Consider the following 22939-nt stretch of genomic DNA (forward strand, 5'->3'; position numbering starts at 1 on the left):
TTTACCAAATCGATTCGGCCAACCCAACTGAAAATAGTAGTTGTATATGAAGTTAAACATTGCCCTATTACCTGGAGATGGTGTTGGTCCTGAGGTACTTTCGCAAGCTGTAAAGTGTTTGCAAGCAGTGGAGGAGACCTTTAATCATCAGTTTATTTACAGGGAAGCACCCGTAGGAGCTTTTGCCATAGACCGACATGGGACTCCCCTTCCTAAGAAAACTTTGAATCTTTGCAAAACATCCGATGCCATTTTGTTCGGAGCTATAGGCGACCCCAAATATGACAACAATCCAAAAGCTAAAATAAGACCAGAACAAGGTCTACTTGAACTTAGAAAAGCTTTAGGTCTCTTTACCAACGTTAGGCCAATAAAGGCATTCTCAAGTTTACTGGATAATTCTCCTTTGAAAAAGGAAATTATAGAAAATACCAATTTTCTAATCTATAGGGAGTTGACCGGTGGCATCTATTTTGGTGAGAAAAAAACCAATGATAGTGGTACTATCGCTTCCAATCATTTGTGAGTATTCCGAGGAGGAAATCAGTAGAATTGCCCATCTCGCTTTTAAAGCTGCAAAAAACAGGGAGGGAAAGCTTACTTTGGTAGATAAAGCCAATGTTTTGGAATCTTCAAGACTATGGCGCAAAGTAGTCTCCAAAATCGGTGAAAGTTATCCGGAAGTGAAACTGGACTTTTTGTTTGTTGACAATGCTGCTATGCAGCTCATCCTAAATCCAAAACAATTTGATGTAATCCTTACCGAAAACATGTTTGGAGACATCCTTTCTGATGAAGCAAGTGTTATTGGTGGTTCAATAGGTCTTTTGGCCTCTGCATCTATTGGTGAGGAAAATGCCCTCTTCGAACCGATACATGGGTCTTATCCGCAAGCCAAAGGGATGGACATTGCCAATCCTATAGCCTCAATCTTGTCGGCTGCCATGCTTTTGGAACATCATAATCTTTTTGAAGAAGCTATGGCAATAAGAGAAGCTGTGGACAAGGCCTTAAATAAAGGTATTGTTACCACGGATTTAAACCAAAAGAGTCCATATGGAACCAATCAAGTGGGTGATTTTATCGCTGACAATATTGTGGACAGTGATGAACCCTTCATCATGAACGATGAAAATATTGATTTGGGAAAGTCAACAATTATTTAGTAGTCTCTTCCGCGGTCAACTCCTTTATTGTATTCTCGAAATCCTCTATGTATTCCGTATATTTCTCTCCAGTGGCAGGACCATTGAATCCCGTATGAATCTTTTTAACATCTCCCCTTCTATCAATAAAAATAGTAGTTGGATAGGAAAGTACATGGTTTAGCATGGGTAATTTTTCATTGGCCAGCCTCTTATCAGAGGTTCCATACTGAGCCAATAAAACGGGATATGGTATGTTGATTCTATTTTTTAATCGATTAATACTCTTCCAAGCTTTTTCTTCGGTCTTGGCATACTCAAAAGCCAATCCAATGAATTCAATTTCCAAATCTGGATTTTCTTCCAAGTAGTTTACATAAAACTTGGTTTCATCCAAACAGTTAGGACACCAAGAACCTAAAATCTGTACCACAACAGGTTTGTTTTCAAATTGGGAGTCTTGCAAACTTACCATTGAACCCTGTCCATCAGGAAAAGAAAAATCAAAGTTCTTATACCCTTCTTTCAAAAAAGTAAGGCTGTTGGCATCTGGTAATTCAAAAGCCTCGTTTCGCTTGGCTACGAATTTTTCTTTGGAATGATTACCAGAATAAAACACCCCTTCCAACGAATCTTTCTCAATTTTTGCGGTGAACAGAAATACGTGGGCACCGTCAAACGTGGATAATTTTAATGAATCTCCATCAACCACACCCTCCAAATAACGATAATCTCCTGTAGTGGTCCTAAATGTTCCTTCAATTTTGTTCCCCTGTTGAACAAACAATCCCTTTGCCGCGTATTGCCCGGTAGTACCCGGTTCAAAATAAGTTTCCCAAATACCTGAAAGGTTCTCTTTCGGTTCTTGGTTAACTGAAAACCGATCCCTTTTACCATAAAATGCTTCAAAGGGCACTACCCTGTTCAAGCTTTCTTTAATAAAACTTCCTTTGATTTCATTCTCAGAAAAAGTTCCTGAGATATATCCCTCAAAAACTGGCATTTGAATACGTATAGTATCTTGCGAAAAAGATATTTCATCTACTACCACAACCTCATCCGAATTGTACATTTCGAGCCTATAATCTCCCTCATCTTGTCTTTCCAGAGTGAAGGTAAACGGTAAATACTCATTATCAGATACTTGCATTGTGGCCCACCAGTCTCCTTCCGCCAACACTATTTTTTTTTCTTCTGTTTTACATGACCAAGTAAAAAGAGTAATCACCAATATTAAAAGAACACTTCTTTTCATAAAACCATTCATTTACCTAAATATCGAAAATACTTCAGAAATCTTACATTACAGATAAGTTGACCGTTAATTATTTACGTTGAATCTCTTTCGCTATTGTTTTATATTTGTCCACTTTAAATTTGGGGTATGAAAATTTCTTACAACTGGTTGAAGCAATTTTTGAGTATTGATTGGAATGCTGAAGAAACCGGAGAACTTTTGACCGATTTGGGTCTCGAAATTGAGGGTATCTCAAATTTCGAATCCATAAAGGGAGGGCTAAAAGGCGTAGTAGTGGGTGAAGTTCTAAGTTGTTCCCAACATCCTAATGCGGATCGATTGAAAATCACCTCTGTAGATATTGGTTTGGAAGATCCTGTTCAGATTGTTTGCGGTGCCCCAAATGTTGCTATGGGTCAAAAAGTACCTGTAGCCACAATTGGAACCACGCTTTACACTCAAGAAGGTGAACCATGGCAAATAAAAAAAGGCAAAATTCGAGGTGAAGAAAGCCATGGGATGATATGTGCAGAGGATGAACTAGGCTTGGGCAGTGGACATGATGGCATCATGGTGCTGAGCGATTCATTGATACCGGGAACTCCGTGCAGCGAAGTTTTCGAAGTGGAGCATGACCAAGTTTTTGAAATTGGACTTACACCCAACCGAGCAGATGCAATGAGTCATTTTGGAGTCGCACGCGACTTAAAAGCAGGCTTGGAACAGAAAGAAATACAGAAGGGGCTTCTCACTCCATCTACCAGTAATTTTTCCATAGACAATCGTTCGCTAAAGATTGATGTGGAAGTCAAGGACAATGATTTGGCGCCACGATATTGTGGAGTTACCATAAACAGTCTTATTGTACAAGAGTCGCCAGATTGGTTAAAGAATAGGCTGAACGCAATTGGCCTGTCCCCTATTAATAATGTGGTTGATGCCACAAACTATGTGCTTCACGAGCTAGGACAGCCCTTACATGCTTTTGATGCAATAAGAATTAAAGGAGGGAAAATTGAAGTCAAACGATTACCTAAGGGAACTAAATTCATCACTCTTGATGGTGTGGAACGTGAACTCCATGAAGAGGATTTGATGATATGTGATAGTGAAAAACCCATGTGTATTGCTGGTGTTTTTGGAGGTATCCATTCTGGTGTCACTGAAGACACAACATCCATCTTTTTGGAGAGTGCATATTTTGACCCAGTTTCTATTCGAAAAACCGCAAAAAGACATGGTTTAAACACAGATGCATCTTTCCGTTTTGAGCGTGGAATCGATATTGAACTTACTGAGTATGCCCTTAAAAGAGCTTCAGTACTTATTCGGGAGATAGCTGGTGGTGAAATAAGTTCGGAAGTAGTGGATTTGTTTCCCAAAAAACCAAAGGAGAGACAAGTATTCCTAACTTTTGAGAAAATCAACTCTTTGATTGGACAGGAAATTCCAAGAGATACAATCAAGTCCATTTTATCTTCTCTGGAAATAAAGGTGAATAATGTTACCGAATCGGGATTGGGTCTCACCATACCGTTTTATCGTGTGGATGTAGAACGGGAAGTGGACGTGATTGAGGAAATTTTGCGGGTCTATGGATATAACAACATCGATTTTAAACCAAAATTGAATGCTTCGATTGCCACAACCTCTCGATTGGAGAACCATACCATTCAGGATACCGTTGGAAATATGCTGGCCTCGCACGGTTTTTATGAAATAATGACCAACAGTTTGGTATCCAAAGAAAATTTAGAAGCGCTTTCCTCTTCGGATGATGCGGTTCGCATGATAAATCCGCTAAGTATGGACCTATCCGTAATGCGGACTTCTATGCTTCCATCTGGATTGGGAGCCATAGCCCACAATCTCAACAGGCAGCAAAACCGTCTTAAACTTTATGAGTTTGGAACTACGTATCACAAAGAAGGTAATTCGCATAAAGAAAAGGCGCATCTAGCGCTATATCTCACTGGCAATCGTTTACCTGAAAATTGGTCGGTGGGCAGCAGTCCAACAGACTTTTTCTTATTAAAAGGTACAGTGGAAAGTATTTTGAAACGCTTAGGACTTCAAGATTTAAAGACTCAACCCGTTTCCAATGACCCTATTTTTACGGAAGGCCTAATCTGTACTAAAAATGGAAAGTCATTATGTAATTATGGTGTAGTCAACAAAACCTTATCCAAAAAAATGGATGTGAAGGTGGATGTGTTATATGCTGACTTTGACTGGGCCGCTATAATGAGCTTTTTGAAGGAAGAAGAAATTGTGTATCAAGATATTCCTAAGTTTCCAGAAGTAACGCGTGATTTTGCCTTATTGCTGGATGAAAGTGTCAGCTTCCAAAACGTTTATGATACCGCTTGGCAAACTGAAAAAAAACTACTCAAAGATGTCAATTTGTTTGATGTTTATCTAGGAGACAATTTACCACAAGGAAAAAAATCTTACGCGGTAAGTTTCACACTTCAGGATGAGAACAAAACTTTAACGGATAAACAAATTGATAAGATAATGAAGAAGTTGCAAGCAAATTACGAAGCTAAGCTTGGGGCTACTTTGAGATAAGGGTGTTTTTACTACATGTGAGTAGGCACAATTACACTGTCTATCTCATGGATAATACCATTCTGTTGACTTACATCGGCCTGTGTGATTCTTGCCGTATTTCCCAAAGGATCAGTGAGAACAATGTCATACCCTTCCATATGAGCTTGCAATTTCTTGCCTTGTATTGTCGTGAAAGATGCCTTACCATTCCCTCTGCACATCGCTTTTAACATGCGGGAAGCGGTTAATTTTCCAGCAACAATATGGTAACTCACTAAAGACTTCAGCTTAGATTTGTCATTAGAAGTCATGAGCTTTTGTAATTTATCAGAGGAAAAACGTTGGAATGCAGCATCAGAAGGAGCGAAAACCGTAAATGGCCCTGATTTTTCCAAAACCTCATTGATCTCCGTGGCCTCCACAGCCGCCATCAACATGCTGTGGCTACCGGTAACCCCAGTAGTGGATACAACTGACTGATTTTGTGCTAAGGATGAAATGGAAAAAAGAAAGGAAAAAACAAGTAGGCAATTAATGATTGGGGACTTCATTGTAGTGTTCTTTGGGGCTATAAATTTCAAAATTACGTATGACTTAAACGTCGAACGGTAAAAATCATCGGTAAGTTACACTTTTTTTCGAAGACACAGATAAAGTTAGGAACATTACTATTGTTTTAACAAAATGTTAACATTTTAATTTACTTTGGCTATTGCCCTTGACACATTCTAATGGTTAACTTTGAGTAATTGCTAAGAAAAAAAAAGATGATATTTCAAAACACCAACATTGAGCAAATCCTATCCCAGCTCAAAAACAAGGAACTTTCTGAGAACCGTATTTTGAATGAGGTACATGCTATCTTGGACACTTCCGTAAGTCAAGAAGAAAAAATTACTAAGGAACTAAAGTCCAAAAAGGCCATTGAAAACAATGACTTTGTTTTTGATTTACTTGAAACCTCACGGATTTATCATATTGATCAGATAAAACAAATATGCATTGATTATCGATTACGATTTTTAGATTCCAAATACTTTAAAGGACAGATACCGCAAAAAGCCTTCGATATCATAAAAGAAATGGAGGCAGAACATGATACTGAAATCAAGGGCTTCAAGATAATGGCTCCATCCAAACTCTTTAAATTAGAAGATAAAGATGATCCTTTATTGTTTGCTCCTATAGGAAATGGTTACTTCTATTTGATTCACAAATGGGGAAATGATCTCAGTCCTTTCAGAAAACTTTTGGTCTGGCCTTTTAAAGGAATTGTTAACCTTACCATGCTTACGCTAGTAGTAAGCTATTTTGCAACGCTGTTGGTACCTAATGGCCTTTTTTCCAAAAACGATTCAGCAACCGAGTTTTGGATTATCTACTTTTTTATGTTCAAGTGTATTGCTTCCGTGGTAATATTTTATGGGTTTGCCTTAGGCAAAAACTTTAATCCAGCCATTTGGAACAGCAAATACTTTAACGCATAGTTTAGACGGTTGCCATTTCATACATTTTCTCTCGCTGTGCTTTGATGTTCTTATCGGACATGTAGTCATCAAAACTCAAATAGCGGTCTATGGCTCCTTTTGGTGTAATTTCAATAATTCTGTTGGCTACCGTTTGAACAAATTCGTGGTCATGGGTGGTTAACAGTACCGTTCCCTTGAAGTTTTTCAAAGAATTATTGAAAGCCGTTATACTTTCCAAATCTAGGTGATTGGTAGGTTCATCCAAGAGTAGCACATTGGCACGCAGAAGCATCATACGGCTCAGCATACAGCGCACTTTTTCACCTCCAGACAACACAGTACTCTTCTTTAGTGCCTCTTCCCCACTGAACAGCATTTTTCCCAAAAAACCTCGAACATATACTTCCTCTCTTTCCTCCTCTGTCTTGGTCCATTGACGTAACCAATCTACCAAATTGATATCTTCTTCAAAATATTCGGAATTGTCGGCAGGCAAGTAGGATTGTGTCGTAGTCACTCCCCATTGATAGGTTCCGCTATCTGCCTTGGTCTTGCCTGAAATGATATTGTAGAAAGCAGAAGTTGCTCTGGAATCCTTTGAAATAATAGCTACCTTATCACCTTTGGCCAAATTGATATCAACTCCTTGGAACAATACATCACCATCATCCGAAGTTGCCGATAATTTTTCAACATTTAGGATTTGATCGCCCGCTTCACGCTCGCGTTCAAAAATGATTGCCGGATATCTTCGGCTGGAAGGCTTAATCTCGTCTATCTTCAGTTTATCCAACATCTTCTTTCTGGAAGTGGCTTGCTTACTCTTAGCCACGTTTGCACTGAACCGTTGAATGAATTCTTGAAGCTCTTTAGCCTTCTCCTCTGCCTTTTTGTTTTGCTGTGCCCGTTGTCTTGCAGCCAACTGGCTACTTTGATACCAGAAGGTGTAGTTCCCAGAATACACATTGATTTTTCCAAAATCTATATCTGCAATACTGGTACATATGGCATCCAAAAAGTGTCTGTCGTGAGATACCACGATTACGGTATTATCATAATTGGCCAAAAAATGTTCCAACCATTGTATGGTTTCATAATCCAAGTCGTTGGTAGGCTCATCCATAATCAATACATCCGGATTTCCAAATAAGGCTTGCGCCAAAAGCACACGTACTTTCAATTTGGAATCCATATCGGCCATTTGGGTGTAATGTAAATCTTCTGTGATACCCAGGTTGGACAAAAGAGCAGCAGCATCACTATCGGCATTCCAACCGTTCATCTCCTCAAACTGTACTTGCAGCTCCCCTATTTTCTCGGCATTTTCATCTGTATAATCTGCGTATAGGGCATCAATTTGAGTTTTAATGTCGAAAAGAGGTTTGTTACCCATTACCACTGTTTCCAAAACCTGGTGACCATCATGTGCATTATGATTCTGTTCAAGAATCGACATTCGCTTTCCCGGCTCCAAATGTACATGTCCTGAAGTTGGGTCTATCTTTCCAGACAATACTTTTAGGAAAGTAGATTTTCCGGCTCCATTGGCACCAATAATGCCATAACAGTTGCCCTCTGTGAAAGCAACATTCACCTCATCAAACAACACGCGCTTACCAAATTGGACAGATAAATTGGATACTGATAACATCTCTCAAAATTTTTGGCAAAAATAGACAAAAGCAATACGTATTTCTAATAGAAACTCAGATATTTAAATTTCAGAAAAGCAGGGTTTTACAACATTTAACTAGCCATTAACAAGGCAGTTGTCAGGTATGTTTAAATTTGTAGGTCGAATATGATGGAGATTTTTATATGACTAGACTATTACTCGGCCTCTCTTTCTTATCCATACTTTCCTGCTCAGATGGAGCTAAAGAGTGCCCCTCCGTTATTCTTAGTGGAGAAATTGTCAATCCTACGAGCCAGTTTGTGGTTTTGTACAAGGATGATGCTGTTATAGATTCTGCGAAGCTTAATAGCAATGATCGGTTTTCATTTAAACTTCAAGGCATTGAGGAAGGGTTGTACCATTTTGATCACAGCCCAGAACTGCAATATGTATATCTTCAAGAAGGGGACAGTTTACTCATTCGTTTGAATACCATAGAATTTGACGAATCGTTGGTATTTTCTGGTCAAGGTTCGGAAATCAATAATTTTCTTGTTGAAATGTTCTTGGCGCATGAGAATGAGGAAATGATGATTTACGATTTGTATAAATTACCTCCAAATGCGTTTAGCCAAAAAATTGATTCCCTTCGTTCATGGAAAATTCAGCAGTTGGAAGAATTGGTAAAAGAAAACGATTTGACAGAGAATGTTTTCTTAATGGCCAAAGCTTCCATAGACTACAGCAGTTATCTCTACAAAGAAAAATATCCGTTTTACCACAAAAAGAAAACGGGAGAGGAAACCATCCATACTTTAGAGGACTCTTTTTATGGCTACCGAAAAACCTTGAATCTTAACGATCATAACTTAACGTATTTCCGCCCATATTTTGATTTCATGAAACACCACTTGGGCAATTTGGCATATATGTCCTGTATGAAGGATTGTTCAGATGACGGAGAAGTTGTAATCAGTCATCTTCATTTTAATAAGCATATCCTAAAATTGGTGGATAGCTTGGTCGAAGTGCCAGAAATAAGAAACAATTTGTTCCGAAACGTTGCCATGGATTATTTGCTTAAAGAGCACAATACCAATGAAGAATCTCGGATTTTTATAGATAAGTTCAAGAAACTTTCTACCAATGAGGAACACAAGCAAGAAATTGCCTATCTCTACAAAGGCATCAAAAATTTGCAACCCAATGAAAGCTTACCTGATTTAGAGGTTTGGAACACCGATAACCAAAAAGTACATCTAAAAGAAATAAGCAAGCAGAAAAAAACCGTTTTCTATTTCTGGACCTCAACGCAAAAGAAACATCTAAAGAACATACTGAGGCATGTGTCTCATTTGGAGAAAAAGCATCCTGACCATAGCTTTGTGGGCATTAGTATAAGAACCTCTCAACCCCAATGGCTTAAGACTCTAGAAGAGTATGGACTTGATAAGAACAAACAATTTAGGGGAGAAGATTTTGAAAAAGTACAAACAGCCATGATTGTGGATGGTCTTAATAAATGTGTTATTGCAGAGGATACCCTTATTGTGGATGCCTTTGCCAACCTTTACAAATCTTTCTAACTAAAAAACCCTGAAAATTCATTCAGGGTCTTTCGTTTTTTATCAGGAATTCTTTCTTAAGCATTTCCCTTCTTATAATCTGCCAAGAACTTTTCAAGACCAATGTCCGTCAAAGGGTGTTTTAACAATCCTTCTATTGCTGATAGTGGACCTGTCATAACATCGGAACCAATCTTGGCACAATCAATAACATGCATGGTATGACGCACGGATGCTGCCAATATTTGGGTTTCGAAACCGTAATTGTCATAAATCATACGGATTTCTGCAATCAGATTTAGTCCGTCAGTGGAAATGTCATCCAGTCTTCCAATAAACGGGGACACATAGGTAGCTCCTGCCTTAGCGGCCAATAGAGCCTGACCCGCAGAAAATACCAACGTACAATTGGTTTTAATGCCTTTGTCAGAGAAATACTTTAACGCCTTTACTCCGTCTTTTATCATGGGCACTTTGACCACAATCTGCTTGTGAAGAGCAGCAAGCTCCTCCCCTTCTTTCACCATACCCTCAAAATCTGTAGAAACCACTTCTGCAGAAACATCACCATCCACAATGGAACAGATATCCACATAGTGCTTTAAAATATTCTCTTTCCCGGTAATCCCTTCCTTGGCCATAAGTGAAGGATTGGTGGTAACCCCATCCAAAACCCCGAGTTGTTGAGCTTCTCTAATTTGGTCTAAGTTGGCTGTATCTATAAAAAATTTCATGCGCTCTTGTTGTTTAGATTTGATTCTAATTTCACGCTAATTTACGATAATAAGAAAGCTTTGCATTCAAAATGATGTAAAATAAATGTAGTGATTTTGCTACCCTTTCATTCAACAATTATGGTTTCCCTCAAGGAAATAGGTTTTCCGTTTTTAGAAAACCCTTCAACCTTTATTTCGAACTCCCCCTTTACATCAGAGGTAAAAAAAGAGAAGCTTTTGGGTTTATCTATAAAAACCTTTGGCATCCAGAGGAGTTGATATCGGTAATCAGGAATTCTTTGGTCACTTGAGATTTCATTCCCTAAATATTCCTGCATAAAATACTTTTTCCTAGCTTGAGGCCTAACCAATTGTATTCCTATGCTTGATGTTCCATTGGATACGAAGTTGTAATCCTGTTTGAAAGTTTCTATGCTTATTACTCCATCATAGACTTCTTTGCCAAAAACATAGCGCCCCCTCCCTACCGATATTTTTTCGATTTGCCTTGCATTGTAATCCATCAGGTTTTCATGATTTAAGACTTGAAGTCCGTCCATCAACACCAATGGTTTTTTATCGGATTCTGCATAGGGCGGATTTACACGAACCTTAAAGGTTCTTTTATCTGCAGATTCCCTTTTTATCCAAAGATTTTCCAAAATCTCTACTACCGTTTCCCTTAGCGTTGGGAATCGTGTGTAATCATCTAAAATGTACTCCAAGCTATTCTCTAGGAAAAAAGGAGTTTCGGCACTCACAGTCTGTACCGTATCTGGTTTTACACTAAAAAAAGCATTCTCAATTTGGTTATGAAAACTGCGTTCCAGTATATATGATTCCATTTCTTCTGTTAATTTAAAAGAATAGAAATCCTCTTCTTTAAGTATGGGTCTTTGGCTATCTAAGATTTCAAGTTTATATGCTTCATTTTCATCACCAAGAGCCTGAACCACCGCTGTTTCCCCCTCGTATTCGTTTTGGATGGAAAAATGAAACGTTCCGTCCGAATTGGTATGGGCTGTTTTAAAATGTGAGTTGTACCCAGGAATGGAAAGAGAAACTCCAACTGCTTTGACGGGCTTCAGTGTCAATTTGTCCAAGATTCTTCCGGTAAGCAACTCACCTCTAATCTCAGGAAGATATGAGTACTGATTCTGATTGAAAGATCCTTTGGCCCCATCTTTCCTATTGGTCATTTTTAAAGAAGTTGACGATACGGGAGATGGAGAGGATAATGAAGGTGTTTTTCTCACTGAAATAGAAATGTTATACTCTAAAATTTCAGGTGATTTGGGAACTAAGGCGCAAATCACTTTCTCTCTTACCCCAAACTTGGAAGAGCTGAGCTGTAAGGCCAGTTTGGAATTAGGATTGGATACTGAATTGTTTTTAGACAAAGCCGGTTTCCCCACTTTTGAAGAGCCTAAGACCAGTGAATCTGTGTTCTTTTTTAGAAACACTTTCTGGTCATTAGTATAGGGATTGATAACCGTAATGTTCTGTCTAAAAAATTCCTTGTTATCAAAATTTTGCATCCATTGCGTGTATGCAATCAATTTATAGTTTCCAGAGGCAACATTGGTAGGAACGAAAAAGTCTGAATACGAACGACCGTTATTCAACCTAACCTTTTGTTGAAAAACCCTTTTTCCATCTTCACTAATTAAATCCACATAGGCTATTTTACTAATCCTACTGGGGTTTAGTGTTTCTTCATCCAAGCAATACAGACTATATAACAAATACTCTCCAACAAATACTGTTGTTGAATTAACATGCACATATAGCTTTTCCCTTGGGAATAGTTCTTTTTTTGATGCACCACCTTGTCCATGCACTTGAAAGATCATTAGACATAGGAAACCTAACAAGCCCAAAAAGAATTGAATATGCTTTATATAGTTCCTTTTAACACTCATCATTCTTCCCAAAATTCAGGTATTACATTACTTCCCAAAGCTGTGCAATCTCCGCAAGGACGATTTACCAGCACAAATGGTCTATTATCATCTCCCGTAGCTTCAACATATTTTTGTCTCAAGCTATTTATAGCTTGAACCAACGGAGAAGCTCCTCCCGGTGAACTTGGTAAGAGGTCTGGGGTAAACTCAAGGCTACAATCGCTTGCATATGGAGGTAAAGGCTCTCCAGGGAAAAAATCCTCATAATCAAAAAAGATTCTTCTTGAGGTTACTGACGATGCTTCAAAAAAGCCAACCACATTGTCCGATTCTCCTTCCTGCGAAAATATATTTCCGTTTAAAAAACCGGGCTGAACTTGGGAAAATAGACTTTCCGTTTGCGAAGAAAACTCATTCAAGGTTTCGTAAAAAGCAAAAGCCTCTCTGGTCTGTGCAAATTGCCTTACCAGAATACTGTATCTGTGAGATATAATAAAATTATCCCTGCTAATGAACCGCACGGGAAAACGGGTAAGGCCATTTTGATTGGTATTTTCCGTATCACCCAAGATTATGGTATTGGAAAGTTCGGTATTGTAGCAAACTTGTTGTTCCTCAGTCTTGGGTTCAAGAATAACAATGGCGGGGCTTGGTCTTTCCCGAATCACTACTGCATCAACAGCTACCCATCTAGGTGCAATTATCTTGTAGGTTTCTTCGTATTCAAATCGAAAAGACTGTGTCCCAGACTGGTTCCCCTGGCTATCTATCAAAATAGCAATCCCATCTTGACCATTTGAGTTCTCTTCTCTGGAAGCGTATAAATCCAGTATTTGCGATTCTGGAGTAAGAGATACTGAATCAGAACCATAGGTTCGGCCATCTGATGTTGCAATGGAAAGTTGGTATTGCCTGTTGGGCACAGCTGAAAACGTCTGGACAGATAAATACCTTCCTGGTTCTACTTCCTCAAAAACAAATTCATTTTGTTGGTCATCAACAACTCTCACTGTGGCTGAAGACTCTGGATTGGGTCCCTCTTCTTCCAACCTAAAAGTTCGGTTCAAAAGGACTTGTTGTCTTTTATCCTCGTTGGTAATGGCCGCTTCCACAATAAGTACACTTTCAAAAACTTCTGTTTCGGGCTCAAAAGTCTCCACACAAGAAACAAAGAATAGAGACAGTAGTATTGGGCCCATAGAAAAAATGGAATCAAAGTACCTTAAAATAACACCTATTCTCATGTCTTAAAATTTGAAATTATAGGTTATTGAAGGAATAGGAATAGCAAAAATTGAACTTTGCAATGCCTTAACTTCTCCATTATCCGTAAGAAAAAAAACGGAATACGGATTATTACGGCCCAGTACATTATATACCGAGATGGTCCAAAAACTATGAGCAAACTTTTTAATCTTGTGGTTGCCCTCAATATTCAATCCTATATCCAATCTATAATAATCGGGTATTCGGAACTCATTTCTATTACTGAAAAGAACAAATTCAGAATTATTAAAATTGAAAGAACCTACTGGAAACGTAATAGGCCGTCCGGTTTGATAGACAAAATTGGTTGAGAGACTGAACCTCTTGGTCAGTTTATAATTGGCAACCAAACTTACATCGTGTGGTCTATCAAAATTAGATGGGAAGAAATCGCCATCATTGATTCGTTCTTCCCTAAATTCACTATCAAACTTTAAAAAAGAACGAGAGTAGGTATATCCTAACCAACCGTTCAACTTTCCCCGATTTTTTCTCATAAGCAACTCTACCCCATAAGCCTTTCCCTCGCCTTGTAAAATCTCTTGTTCAATCTCCTCATTCAATAACAAATCGGCTCCCACCTTAAAGTCAAGCACATTGCTAGAAGTTTTGTAGTATCCTTCAAGACTGAGCTCGTACATATCTTCCTGTAGATTTTTATAAACACCCAAAGAATACTGAAATGCCCTTGCAGGCTCAATATTGGTATCTGAAAGCTTCCAAGTATCAATGGGAGATACGGTCGTAGTATTGGAAAGTGTATGGATATACTGGAAAGTATTGTTAAAACTTGCCTTTACCGATAAATCGGGGGCTAAAAGATATCTTGCAGAAAGCCTAAATTCGGGCCCTGCATAGGTTGTTATGAAATCGCCGGAACCAAATTCACGCTCTTCCACCAATGTGGTTTCATTGCGCGGTTGATTGTCTTCATAAATTCTTTGCGTAGAAAGCCCAAGAGCAGAGAAAACAGATACACGGACTCCCGCATCGATAAGGAATTTATCACTGAGTTTAAAGTTATCCGAAATAAATACTGCGGATTCCAATCCTTTTTCCCTAGGAATCTCGAGTGATTCTATGGTAGATTCTGGATTTAGCGGATTACGATCTCCAGGGTCTACCAAATACAGTTTGGAAGAAACACCAAAATCCAAAGTGTGCTTATCGTTCAGAATATGAACAAAATTCAGTTTTACCTCTGTTTCATTAATCGTATAGCCCAATTCAAAATCCTGATTCGAATTGCCATCAAACTCAATATCAAAATCATATTGGCTATTCGATACAACAAGCTGACCCTTTGTTTTTTCACTAAACTTCCTGTCCCACTGTATCGAAGCCATGCGATTGCCAAATCCAAACAAAGAGTCAGAGGTTATGCTAAAATTATCTTTGCTATAATATGCGGTAGCACTAAGACTATTGTTCTCGTCCAGTTTATGCGTGTATTTTGCTATAAGATCATAAAATGATGCCTCGCTATTATTAAGGGCTTCGTCGTCTAAAGAGCGTAGAATCCAATCAGAATAGGTTCCCCTCCCTCCTATCAATAAAGAAGCCTTGTCCTTAACGATTGGGGTTTCCAAAACCACATTGCTGGTCACTGGGCCAATGGAAGCCTCTGCTGAAAAGTTGGAAGTGTTACCATCTTTGGTAGAAATATCAAAAACCGAAGAAAGTCTTCCACCGAAACGGGCCGGAATATTTCCCTTGTAAATAGTGGCATCTTTTACGGCAAAGGGATTTAAGGCTTGAAAAATCCCAAAGAAATGGGAAGGGTTATAAATCACAGCCCCATCCAACAAAATGAGATTCTGGTCCGTATTTCCTCCTCTAACATTGAATCCTGCGGCACCCTCTCCCGCCGTAGTAATGCCCGGTAGGGTTGTTGCCACTTTCAATACATCACGTTCCCCCAAGACGAGTGGAATATTTTTTGTCTCTTCGGAAAGAATTTGATTTGACCCCGTAGTGGCATCTTCCACATTGGTTCTAGCCGAACCCTCAACTATCACTTCTTCCAGTTGTTCCAGACTTTCGTTTAAAACAAAATCATATTGACCGTTATTAAACATAATAACATTGGTTTCCGTGTCTCCAAAACCTAAAGATTTGGTAATCAAGGTGTTTTTTCCATAAGGAAGTTCAATTTCATAATATCCCTGAATGTTTGTGACGGCTCCATCCTCTCCCCCCTTTACTACAACAGCGAGATTGGGTATGGGTTCACCCGTGGAATTGGATTTGGCAAATCCAGTAAGCGTGTACTTTTTATTGCCAGCTCGAGAACTTGCTTTTCCAATTCGAATGGTTTTGATTTCAGAGGGTCCATCCTCTTTATCCAGACTCAGGAATATGGGGTTTGAATCCTCAGATTCACTTATCACTGGAATAGTATCTCCCAATAAAGGACTCCTTCCAAAAAAACCGGTGGGAAGTTCATCATAAATCGTTTGATTGCGAATCAGATATACTTTGTTGTCCAGCCCTACGTGATATTGAATATTGGTTTCCCCAAAAAGGAAGTCAAGTAACTCGGAAAGTTCCACATCCTCAAAATTTCCTGATGTTACCTTGGTACCCAACCATTGCGGTACATAGAAGAACTGATAGTCCGTTAGCTCTCCCAACTGCTCTACAACCTCTGTTAGCGTCTTATCCTGAAAAGTTATTGAAATCCTAGGGGTTCTATCCTGAGCGGTTATTAAAATTGGCAATAAAAAAAAGGAAATCCAGAAAATTTTTTTCATACGGCCTTACCCTGCTTTTTTTGTTAAATGAATTTCTATTTCCTGAACAAGTGCTCGAAGTCCAGCATCGGTAAGTTCGTTTCCTGCTTTTTTTGACATAAGCTCCCGTTGAAAATCCTTCGAAATAGGAAAAACATTTAAAACATCTTTTCTATTCTTTATTGGATAAAATACATTCTCATATTCCAATGCATAAGCGTTCTTTTCCTTAAATTCATAATACACCCTATTTCTATTTAATTTGCGAACATCTGTCTTTCTGTGTTTCTTCAACAGCGTATAATCAGAACCTTTTAAGAGAACCTCAAAAAAGCCAATTATAGGATTAGACTTAGTGTCAACTATGCTTTTTTTTATAAACTTTCGATTTTGTATTTGAAAGCTATCCACTTCAGCAAAATTGAGCTTGACTGAAGACGCTCCAGATATGCCCTTAGGGTACACTATTATTTGGTCTTTGAAAAGATCATATTTTAAAAACACCTTATGAAAAGGGCTGCCTTTAACCCAGAGTGTACCTGTTAAATAATTTGGGGATTCAAAAAATCGGTGTTTATCATTGATTACCTGATATTCCTCTACATATTCTTCCGATGTGTAAAGTCCAGAGTTAAGCAGTCCTATCTGTTGATCAAACCATAAATAAAGAGAATCCGCGGGCATGCTTTGCCCATTTAATGCAATGGAGAAACCAAAGCAAACGGACAAAAGGAATACAACTGTTAATTTCCTAAAGGGTACGCGGAGCATTTATACGATGTGTTTCCTGTGGTTAGGTGCACAGACTTGAATTAGCTTATCTAAATTTAAGGAATAAACTTCACAAAAAAACTTCGAAGAGTCCGAAACTTCAATTTATCATGGAGCGCCCTTTCATTCTAATAAAACTTCAATTTTAACCCACAAAAAATGCTAGATATTCAAAAGAGCTTGGTGGCTGAATCGTATTTTTTTTGTAGAATAGCTTTTTCTCTTTGCGGAGAAACAATTATTTGTATTCCTACTAAAGATTTACCGTTAATCTATGACCTGCAAGGTAAACTCACGTATGTCGGATTCTGAACAAGTAGGGCTACCATCGAATCCGTTGAAGTCAAACCGTTCTACAAAGAGTTCCACTTGAAATCTGTAGACTCCTGATTCTTCGGGTGTTCCAAATATTTCCACGGACCTTCTGTTAAATTCAACGAAAATTCCTGGAGGGAGTTCTCCAATGACATCAAAAAAATAGTCATAATCATTATCGTTGACCTCATTATTTATTTGCGCTGTAATTCGGTCTCGGTAACGTTCCCCTACCACTCCCACAACCAATTGCTTTTGATTGATTTGTGGGTTGATATTAAAAACACATTCCAAAATCTCGTCGCATCCGCAGAAAATGAAGATAAACGAGGTAACAATACTAATCTTGAATAACCGTGTACTTTTCTCCATGCCTCTTGTCAATCAAAAAACATGCCATCACGTTATAAATTGTAATGATTGAGCAGCAGTTTTTCGTACAACTTGTCGGGTAGAATCCGTTTCAGACGCAAGGAAAACTTCTGCAAAAATGTGCCAACCGGATTATGAACCATAGGATGGTTCTGTTGGATAATACTATATATCTTTTTTGCCACATCAGCTGGGTTGCCACCAGAATCAACATGTTCATCCATAGAGCTAAGAGCACTGGAATACGGTTCTTTGTATGGTGAGTCCTCCAATAATGGAGAGTGGTACCGTCCTGCGGCAATGTTCGTTGCGAAGTCCCCTGGGGCTACATTGGTGATTTTTATGCCAAAAGCCTTGGTTTCCATCCGAATACTCTCCGTAAGAATGCCCAATGCTCCTTTTGAAGCAGAATAAAAACCTCGGTAAGGCAATCCCATAAATCCCGCAATGGATGTAATATTGATGATAAGTCCGCTCTTTTGTTTTCGCATTTGAGGAAGTACCGCTTTCATCATACGAACCGGGCCGTAAAGATTAATGTTGAATACATTATCGATGGCGTCCTGAGGTGTTTCCTCAACAGGACCCGTAATACCAACACCGGCATTGTTGATTAAGATATCCAACTTCCCCTCCTTTTCTAGAACCCTTTCTACCGCTCTTTGTGCACTTACATCATCCCGAACATCCAAGTCTATCAATTTAAAAGCTTTGAAGTCTGGATATTTTTCAACATCTCTAGCCGTACCATAGATTTTATACCCTTTTTCTGTCAGGAAAGTTCCAATGGCCTTTCCAATACCAGAAGAACCACCAGTTATCAATACAACTTTGCTATCCATGAAACACCAATTTTTGCTGGGGAATAGTGCATAGTTAGGTAAATTTAGGGAACAAAAAAAGGCAAGCTACCTACATCGCACCGCTACGACCGCATACCCTTGCTGCGTTCCCACCCTGGGGGATTTTGCAGGAGCTGGTCGTGTAGGACTTGCCAAATGCAAATATACGACCTTTTAAATTTGCCGCAATCCTATTTGATCCTTAATTTCGATGTAGAATGATATATAATGAAAGAAGCATTGAAAACCATGTTCAAACTATTTAGCGCTGGATTGGTATTGTTATTTATGGCCTGTGGAGGCAAAGGAGATCCCACCACTTTTTTTGAAATTCAATTGGAAGGCAACAAAAATAAAATACAGAATGGAGAGGTAATTGGAGTTGCCATCAACAACAAAAAGAATATTGAAATTAATAGTATTTCATATAGTTTAGACGATAGTGCATTGCCACTTTCCAATGGAAAAATCACTTTAAAATCTGAAAGACTTGGAAACAAAATTCTTAAAGCTGCTATCAATTATGATGAAGATGCTACTATAGAGATTTCCAAAAAAATCCAATTACTGGCCAGTTCGCCCCCGGATATTTATACGTATGAGATTTTAAATACGTACCCTCACGACCCATCCGCATACACCCAGGGGTTGGAGTTCTTTCAGGACACACTTTATGAAAGTACGGGGAAAAAAGGCGCATCCACCGTAAAGAAGGTTAACTTTAGAACGGGTGAAGTCTTGCAAAAAATTGATTTGGATAATTCCGTTTTTGGAGAAGGTATCACCCTGCTTAACAACCAATTGTACCAACTGACCTGGCAAAGCGGTTTAGGCTACGTATACAACCCTAGCACCTTAGAAAAAATTAAAAACTTCAGTTATGGGGAAAGTCGTGAAGGTTGGGGATTGTGCAACGATGGAAAACAAATCTATAAAAGTGATGGCACGGAGCGCATCTGGCACTTAGACCCAGAAAGTCTTCAAGAGGTGGGTTATATAGAAACAGTTACCAACAAATCCATCTTCAACAGAGCCAATGAACTGGAATATGTGGATGGAAAAATCTATGCCAATGTATATCAAAAGGAAAGCATGATGATTATTGATGCCACTTCAGGAGCTATTGAAGGGGTTGTCAATTTTGGTGGACTTAAATCGCACGTTACCAAAGGTACTCAATGGGATGAAATCAACTCTGTACTCAACGGAGTGGCTTACCATAAAAATCGGGGTACTTTCTTTGTTACTGGAAAGAATTGGGACAAGCTCTTCGAAGTTTCCATACGAAAAAAGTAGTGGATGCGATTCTACGATAAAACATTGACCGTAGGGACTGATGACCTAGATGAATTGAATCACGTCAACAACATCCGATATATTGATTGGGTACAACAAATCTCAAAGGAACATTGGGAAAAGGTGACCACTCCTGAAATTCGAAGTGAGCTTATCTGGGTGGTTCGTAAACATGAGGTCAGCTATTTCAAATCTGCAGTTTTGGAAGATGTTTTGACCCTACATACCTATATTTCCCAAAACAAAGGCCCTATTTCAACACGAATCGTAGAAATCTGGAACAATAAAACCAACGACCTTTTAGTTAAAGCTAGTACGGATTGGTGCCTTTTGGATGCATCTACCTTTAGACCTAAACGCGTACCCGAGAAGGTTGCAACCCTATTTGAATAATGTGGCCCAAAACTTTATAAAATACATCTTTGTTTTACTGCTGTTCTTATCAGCATTGTTTTGGAGTTCATGCCGCGATGATTTTGAGTTCGAAGCCAATACTGGAAATCTCACTTTTTCCAAGGACACCGTTTTTTTAGATACCGTATTTACCAATATTGGCAGTAGCACCTATACCTTAAAGGTATATAATGGGCTCAATCGAGATATTTCAATTCCCTTTGTGGGTCTTGAGAATGGACCAAACAGCAGCTATCGCCTCAATGTGGATGGTGTAGCTGGAAAAGAATTTACTAACGTTCCGCTTCTGGCAAGAGATAGTCTCTTTGTCTTTGTAGAAACCACTTTTGATGTTGCCCCCACTGGAGAAAATGAATTTTTAAACACCGACCGTATTCTTTTTGGCGAAGGTACTTCCCAACAAAATGTGGAACTGGTTACTTTGGTTAAAGATGCTATTTTCTTGTATCCGGCCACAAACGCTGATGGAACTCGGGAAACCATTCCACTTGGAATGGATGAAGAAGGAACCAATATTGTAGTCGAAGGTTTCTTTTTAGAACCGGAAGAACTCAATTTCACCAATGAAAAACCCTATGTAATCTATGGCTATGCCACCGTATCGTCAGGAGATGTATTGACCATGGATGCCGGTACTCGAGTACATTTTCATAGGGATTCGGGCATTTTGGTAGAACCTGGGGCTTCTCTTCAAATCAATGGAGCGCAGAGCGAGGACCAGGAACTATTAGAAAATGAAGTCATCTTTGAGGGCGACCGTCTGGAACCTTCCTTCTCCGATGTACCTGGACAATGGGGCGCGATTTGGCTTCGACGCGGAAGTGTGAACAACTCTATCCAGAACCTTACCCTAAAGAATGCCACGGCAGGATTGATTGTAGAGGGTGAACTGTCCAACCCTTCATCTACCTTAACTCTCAACAACTCCCAAATCACCAACAGTTTGGAGTTCAACCTTTGGGCATCGGAGGCACGCATAACGGCTTCCAATTCCATATTTGGAGGTGCTGGAGCTACATCTGTATTGTTGGGTAATGGAGGAAATTATCAATTTACCCACGGTACGTTTGCCAATTATTGGGGCAACGGACCTCGGGGGGGAGTTGCCTTATTATTGGACAATACGAATGGGGGTTTGGAACAAGCGGATTTCATCAATTCCATTGTGGATGGTTCTTCACGTTTAGAGCTTTCATTGATAGAGGATACCAACTTTACTTTCAACTTTGGTTTCATCCATACCGCTATTCAGTTTGAAGATAGCAGTGGTTCCTTTCAAGGCAATCCTTTGTTCGATTTTGATAATGAAAATCTATATAGCAACATCCTCTTAAACGGTGAAATGGATTTTGAAGCACCTTTTCAAAATCAGTTTTCAATCGGTCCCAATTCCGATGCCATTGATATGGGAGATGCTAACTTTCTTACCACATTTCCAGCCGATATTTTAGGGGTGCCTAGAGACGCGAATCCTGATATGGGGGCCTTCGAATTTGTTCCAGAAAACTGATTTTTTGAGGGAAAACTCCCAAATAAGACAGAAAAATCATTGTTTCTGAGGGAAATCCATAGTTTTTTTAAGGTAAAAATGCAATGGGGTTTTTTTAGCCCTTAGTAACTTGCACCCAGTGTTTTACACATGGATTATACCTACACCATAATAGATTCGGACGCCAGCTCCAAGCTCCAACTTCAAGTGTACCTTGAGGAGTTTGAAGATTTTGTGTGTGCAGGTTTTGCCCAGAATTCAGTGGAGGGGTTAAATACCATCTTAAAATACTCTCCGGATGTAGTTCTGGTAAACCTGAACAATGATAGCATGTCCTATTTTCAGATGGTAACGGAACTGTCTCAATATATGAACTCGCTTCCGCTCATTATAGGATACTCCACGTCTACCAAATATGCATACAATGCTTTAAAAAGTGGTTTTTTTGACTATTGGATATTGCCCCACAATGAATTTGATATCCGCAAGACCATTTTTAAGTTAAGAAAACAACACCCCAAGGAAAACTTCCCTTCCACCATTTGCCTAAAGTCTTATAATGATTACAGGTATCTAGATACTAAAGATATTTTATATCTAAAATCGGACAACAATTCCACAGATTTCTTTTTGGCCAATGGCAATGTGGTAAGCGCGTTCAAGACTTTAAAGTCTTTTGAGGAGCAACTTCCCGAAAACTTTATCCGCATTCATCAAAGCTATATTTTGAACAGCCGGTATGTGTCTCGCATCAATTATGGTAAAAGTTTGTGTACACTCCGCAATCCCAAGGAGCAGGAAATCCCCTTTTCCAAAAAGTACAGACAGCGCATAGACCAGCTCAAGGAAAAACTATCCAAAAAGGCCGTGGGAGCGTCTAATTAAACGAATTCTCGCAAAACAGGCCCAAATACCCGTATTTCTGCGTTAAATACTAAGAGACGTTTACTATGTCCAGCTAAAAGGGAGGTCAAAAATAAATTAGCTGCTGGAAAACTAAACTTATCTAAACATTAAACGGAAAGATTATGAAAAAAGTATTTGGAATTGTAGCAGTAGCAGTATTTTCTTTAGGATTATTTTCTTGCGAAGCTGAAACCAATGTAGAAGAAACAGAAGCCCTTTTTGAAACTTTAAAAGTAGACGAGAATGCAGTTGATGGAGATGAAACTGTAGATAACGGAAGAACATAGAAGGCAAATAAATAAAAAACCTCATGTAAGCTTACTAAAACCCCA

18 protein-coding genes, 1 other RNA gene and 1 pseudogene are annotated in these 22939 nt (G+C 39.0%); 9 read left to right on the top strand and 11 right to left on the bottom strand.

The features are described 5' to 3' along the window. The first annotated feature begins 46 nt into the window (after positions 1 to 46). Positions 47 to 1166 (top strand): annotated as a pseudogene (leuB, locus tag ACOKFD_RS04265) (3-isopropylmalate dehydrogenase). Here the strand turns inward: leuB and ACOKFD_RS04270 are convergent. Then, a complete protein-coding gene (locus ACOKFD_RS04270; RefSeq protein WP_422860122.1) occupies positions 1159 to 2400 on the bottom strand; it encodes a peroxiredoxin family protein in 1242 nt (413 codons plus the stop codon). The pseudogene leuB and the gene ACOKFD_RS04270 overlap by 8 nt on opposite strands. A gap of 129 nt (positions 2401 to 2529) precedes the next feature. Here ACOKFD_RS04270 and pheT point away from each other — a divergent pair, with 129 nt between their 5' ends. Beyond that, entirely contained in the window at positions 2530 to 4953 is a 2424-nt protein-coding gene (gene pheT / locus ACOKFD_RS04275) for a phenylalanine--tRNA ligase subunit beta (RefSeq protein ID WP_422860123.1), read from the top strand. Between the two features lie 11 nt (positions 4954 to 4964). On the opposite strand, the gene ACOKFD_RS04280 is transcribed toward pheT, so the two are convergent. Continuing rightward, the gene (locus tag ACOKFD_RS04280; protein ID WP_422860124.1) at positions 4965 to 5486 is read right to left on the bottom strand and encodes a fasciclin domain-containing protein; all 522 of its coding nucleotides are present in this window, start codon (positions 5484 to 5486) and stop codon (positions 4965 to 4967) included. A 216-nt stretch (positions 5487 to 5702) separates the two neighbouring features. Between ACOKFD_RS04280 and ACOKFD_RS04285 the strand changes: the two genes are divergently transcribed. Further along, on the top strand, positions 5703 to 6422 hold the full coding sequence (locus ACOKFD_RS04285; protein WP_422860125.1) for a hypothetical protein: 720 nt from the start codon (positions 5703 to 5705) through the stop codon (positions 6420 to 6422). 1 nt (position 6423) lies between these two features. On the opposite strand, the gene ACOKFD_RS04290 is transcribed toward ACOKFD_RS04285, so the two are convergent. Beyond that, positions 6424 to 8055 (bottom strand): ABC-F family ATP-binding cassette domain-containing protein, encoded by a 1632-nt coding sequence (locus ACOKFD_RS04290; RefSeq protein ID WP_422860126.1) that lies wholly within the window; start codon positions 8053 to 8055, stop codon positions 6424 to 6426. A gap of 167 nt (positions 8056 to 8222) precedes the next feature. On the opposite strand from ACOKFD_RS04290, the gene ACOKFD_RS04295 reads away from it, so the two are divergent. Then, positions 8223 to 9605, top strand: coding sequence for a transaldolase (locus ACOKFD_RS04295; protein ID WP_422860127.1), 1383 nt, complete (start codon positions 8223 to 8225; stop codon positions 9603 to 9605). A gap of 56 nt (positions 9606 to 9661) precedes the next feature. Here the strand turns inward: ACOKFD_RS04295 and fsa are convergent, their stop codons facing one another. The 8 genes from fsa to ffs all read right to left on the bottom strand — a co-directional run bounded on the left by fsa (position 9662) and on the right by ffs (position 18657). Beyond that, positions 9662 to 10318 carry a fructose-6-phosphate aldolase gene (gene fsa / locus ACOKFD_RS04300; protein ID WP_298999053.1) on the bottom strand — a complete coding sequence of 219 codons (657 nt, stop codon included), beginning with the start codon at positions 10316 to 10318 and terminating at the stop codon, positions 9662 to 9664. Between the two features lie 107 nt (positions 10319 to 10425). Next, positions 10426 to 12225, bottom strand: coding sequence for a hypothetical protein (locus ACOKFD_RS04305; RefSeq protein ID WP_422860128.1), 1800 nt, complete (start codon positions 12223 to 12225; stop codon positions 10426 to 10428). Further along, entirely contained in the window at positions 12222 to 13448 is a 1227-nt protein-coding gene (locus ACOKFD_RS04310; RefSeq protein WP_422860129.1) for a DUF4249 domain-containing protein, read from the bottom strand. The genes ACOKFD_RS04305 and ACOKFD_RS04310 overlap by 4 nt, the downstream gene beginning before the upstream one ends. 3 nt (positions 13449 to 13451) lie before the next feature. Next, positions 13452 to 16223, bottom strand: a complete 2772-nt coding sequence (locus ACOKFD_RS04315) for a TonB-dependent receptor (RefSeq protein WP_422860130.1) — start codon at positions 16221 to 16223, stop codon at positions 13452 to 13454. 6 nt (positions 16224 to 16229) lie between these two features. Continuing rightward, positions 16230 to 16886 (bottom strand): hypothetical protein, encoded by a 657-nt coding sequence (locus ACOKFD_RS04320; protein ID WP_422860131.1) that lies wholly within the window; start codon positions 16884 to 16886, stop codon positions 16230 to 16232. Between the two features lie 354 nt (positions 16887 to 17240). Continuing rightward, a complete protein-coding gene (locus ACOKFD_RS04325; RefSeq protein WP_422860132.1) occupies positions 17241 to 17660 on the bottom strand; it encodes a hypothetical protein in 420 nt (139 codons plus the stop codon). Between the two features lie 32 nt (positions 17661 to 17692). Continuing rightward, a complete protein-coding gene (locus tag ACOKFD_RS04330) occupies positions 17693 to 18502 on the bottom strand; it encodes an SDR family oxidoreductase (protein WP_422860133.1) in 810 nt (269 codons plus the stop codon). 56 nt (positions 18503 to 18558) lie between these two features. Next, positions 18559 to 18657: signal recognition particle sRNA small type (gene ffs / locus ACOKFD_RS04335), an RNA gene on the bottom strand. 73 nt (positions 18658 to 18730) lie between these two features. On the opposite strand from ffs, the gene ACOKFD_RS04340 reads away from it, so the two are divergent. The 5 genes from ACOKFD_RS04340 (at position 18731) to ACOKFD_RS04360 (ending at position 22894) form a co-directional block, all read left to right on the top strand. After that, positions 18731 to 19798 carry a glutaminyl-peptide cyclotransferase gene (locus ACOKFD_RS04340; RefSeq protein ID WP_422860134.1) on the top strand — a complete coding sequence of 356 codons (1068 nt, stop codon included), beginning with the start codon at positions 18731 to 18733 and terminating at the stop codon, positions 19796 to 19798. 3 nt (positions 19799 to 19801) lie between these two features. Beyond that, the gene (locus ACOKFD_RS04345; protein ID WP_422860135.1) at positions 19802 to 20191 is read left to right on the top strand and encodes an acyl-CoA thioesterase; all 390 of its coding nucleotides are present in this window, start codon (positions 19802 to 19804) and stop codon (positions 20189 to 20191) included. 1 nt (position 20192) lies between these two features. Then, positions 20193 to 21722, top strand: coding sequence for a choice-of-anchor Q domain-containing protein (locus ACOKFD_RS04350; protein WP_422860136.1), 1530 nt, complete (start codon positions 20193 to 20195; stop codon positions 21720 to 21722). A 129-nt stretch (positions 21723 to 21851) separates the two neighbouring features. After that, complete coding sequence (locus tag ACOKFD_RS04355; RefSeq protein ID WP_298999064.1) at positions 21852 to 22586, top strand: LytR/AlgR family response regulator transcription factor; 735 nt, start codon at positions 21852 to 21854, stop codon at positions 22584 to 22586. Positions 22587 to 22729: 143 nt separating this feature from the next. Next, positions 22730 to 22894, top strand: a complete 165-nt coding sequence (locus tag ACOKFD_RS04360) for a hypothetical protein (RefSeq protein WP_422860137.1) — start codon at positions 22730 to 22732, stop codon at positions 22892 to 22894. Positions 22895 to 22939 lie beyond the last annotated feature (45 nt).

Origin of the sequence: Flagellimonas ulvae (genome assembly GCF_049333175.1) — a bacterium.
Lineage (GTDB): Bacteria > Bacteroidota > Bacteroidia > Flavobacteriales > Flavobacteriaceae > Flagellimonas.

Excerpts from the sequence above, each read along its gene's own strand:
- ACOKFD_RS04270 (WP_422860122.1), bottom strand. The coding sequence starts at position 2,400 with ATGAAAAGAAGTGTTCTTTTAATATTGGTGATTACTCTTTTTACTTGG.
- ACOKFD_RS04360 (WP_422860137.1), top strand. The coding sequence starts at position 22,730 with ATGAAAAAAGTATTTGGAATTGTAGCAGTAGCAGTATTTTCTTTAGGA.
- pheT (WP_422860123.1), top strand. The coding sequence starts at position 2,530 with ATGAAAATTTCTTACAACTGGTTGAAGCAATTTTTGAGTATTGATTGG.
- ACOKFD_RS04320 (WP_422860131.1), bottom strand. The coding sequence starts at position 16,886 with ATGCCCGCGGATTCTCTTTATTTATGGTTTGATCAACAGATAGGACTG.
- ACOKFD_RS04330 (WP_422860133.1), bottom strand. The coding sequence starts at position 18,502 with ATGGATAGCAAAGTTGTATTGATAACTGGTGGTTCTTCTGGTATTGGA.
- ACOKFD_RS04305 (WP_422860128.1), bottom strand. The coding sequence starts at position 12,225 with ATGATGAGTGTTAAAAGGAACTATATAAAGCATATTCAATTCTTTTTG.
- ACOKFD_RS04285 (WP_422860125.1), top strand. The coding sequence starts at position 5,703 with ATGATATTTCAAAACACCAACATTGAGCAAATCCTATCCCAGCTCAAA.
- ACOKFD_RS04315 (WP_422860130.1), bottom strand. The coding sequence starts at position 16,223 with ATGAAAAAAATTTTCTGGATTTCCTTTTTTTTATTGCCAATTTTAATA.
- ACOKFD_RS04325 (WP_422860132.1), bottom strand. The coding sequence starts at position 17,660 with ATGGAGAAAAGTACACGGTTATTCAAGATTAGTATTGTTACCTCGTTT.
- ACOKFD_RS04340 (WP_422860134.1), top strand. The coding sequence starts at position 18,731 with ATGAAAGAAGCATTGAAAACCATGTTCAAACTATTTAGCGCTGGATTG.
- fsa (WP_298999053.1), bottom strand. The coding sequence starts at position 10,318 with ATGAAATTTTTTATAGATACAGCCAACTTAGACCAAATTAGAGAAGCT.
- ACOKFD_RS04310 (WP_422860129.1), bottom strand. The coding sequence starts at position 13,448 with ATGAGAATAGGTGTTATTTTAAGGTACTTTGATTCCATTTTTTCTATG.
- ACOKFD_RS04295 (WP_422860127.1), top strand. The coding sequence starts at position 8,223 with ATGACTAGACTATTACTCGGCCTCTCTTTCTTATCCATACTTTCCTGC.
- ACOKFD_RS04280 (WP_422860124.1), bottom strand. The coding sequence starts at position 5,486 with ATGAAGTCCCCAATCATTAATTGCCTACTTGTTTTTTCCTTTCTTTTT.
- ACOKFD_RS04345 (WP_422860135.1), top strand. The coding sequence starts at position 19,802 with ATGCGATTCTACGATAAAACATTGACCGTAGGGACTGATGACCTAGAT.
- ACOKFD_RS04355 (WP_298999064.1), top strand. The coding sequence starts at position 21,852 with ATGGATTATACCTACACCATAATAGATTCGGACGCCAGCTCCAAGCTC.
- ACOKFD_RS04290 (WP_422860126.1), bottom strand. The coding sequence starts at position 8,055 with ATGTTATCAGTATCCAATTTATCTGTCCAATTTGGTAAGCGCGTGTTG.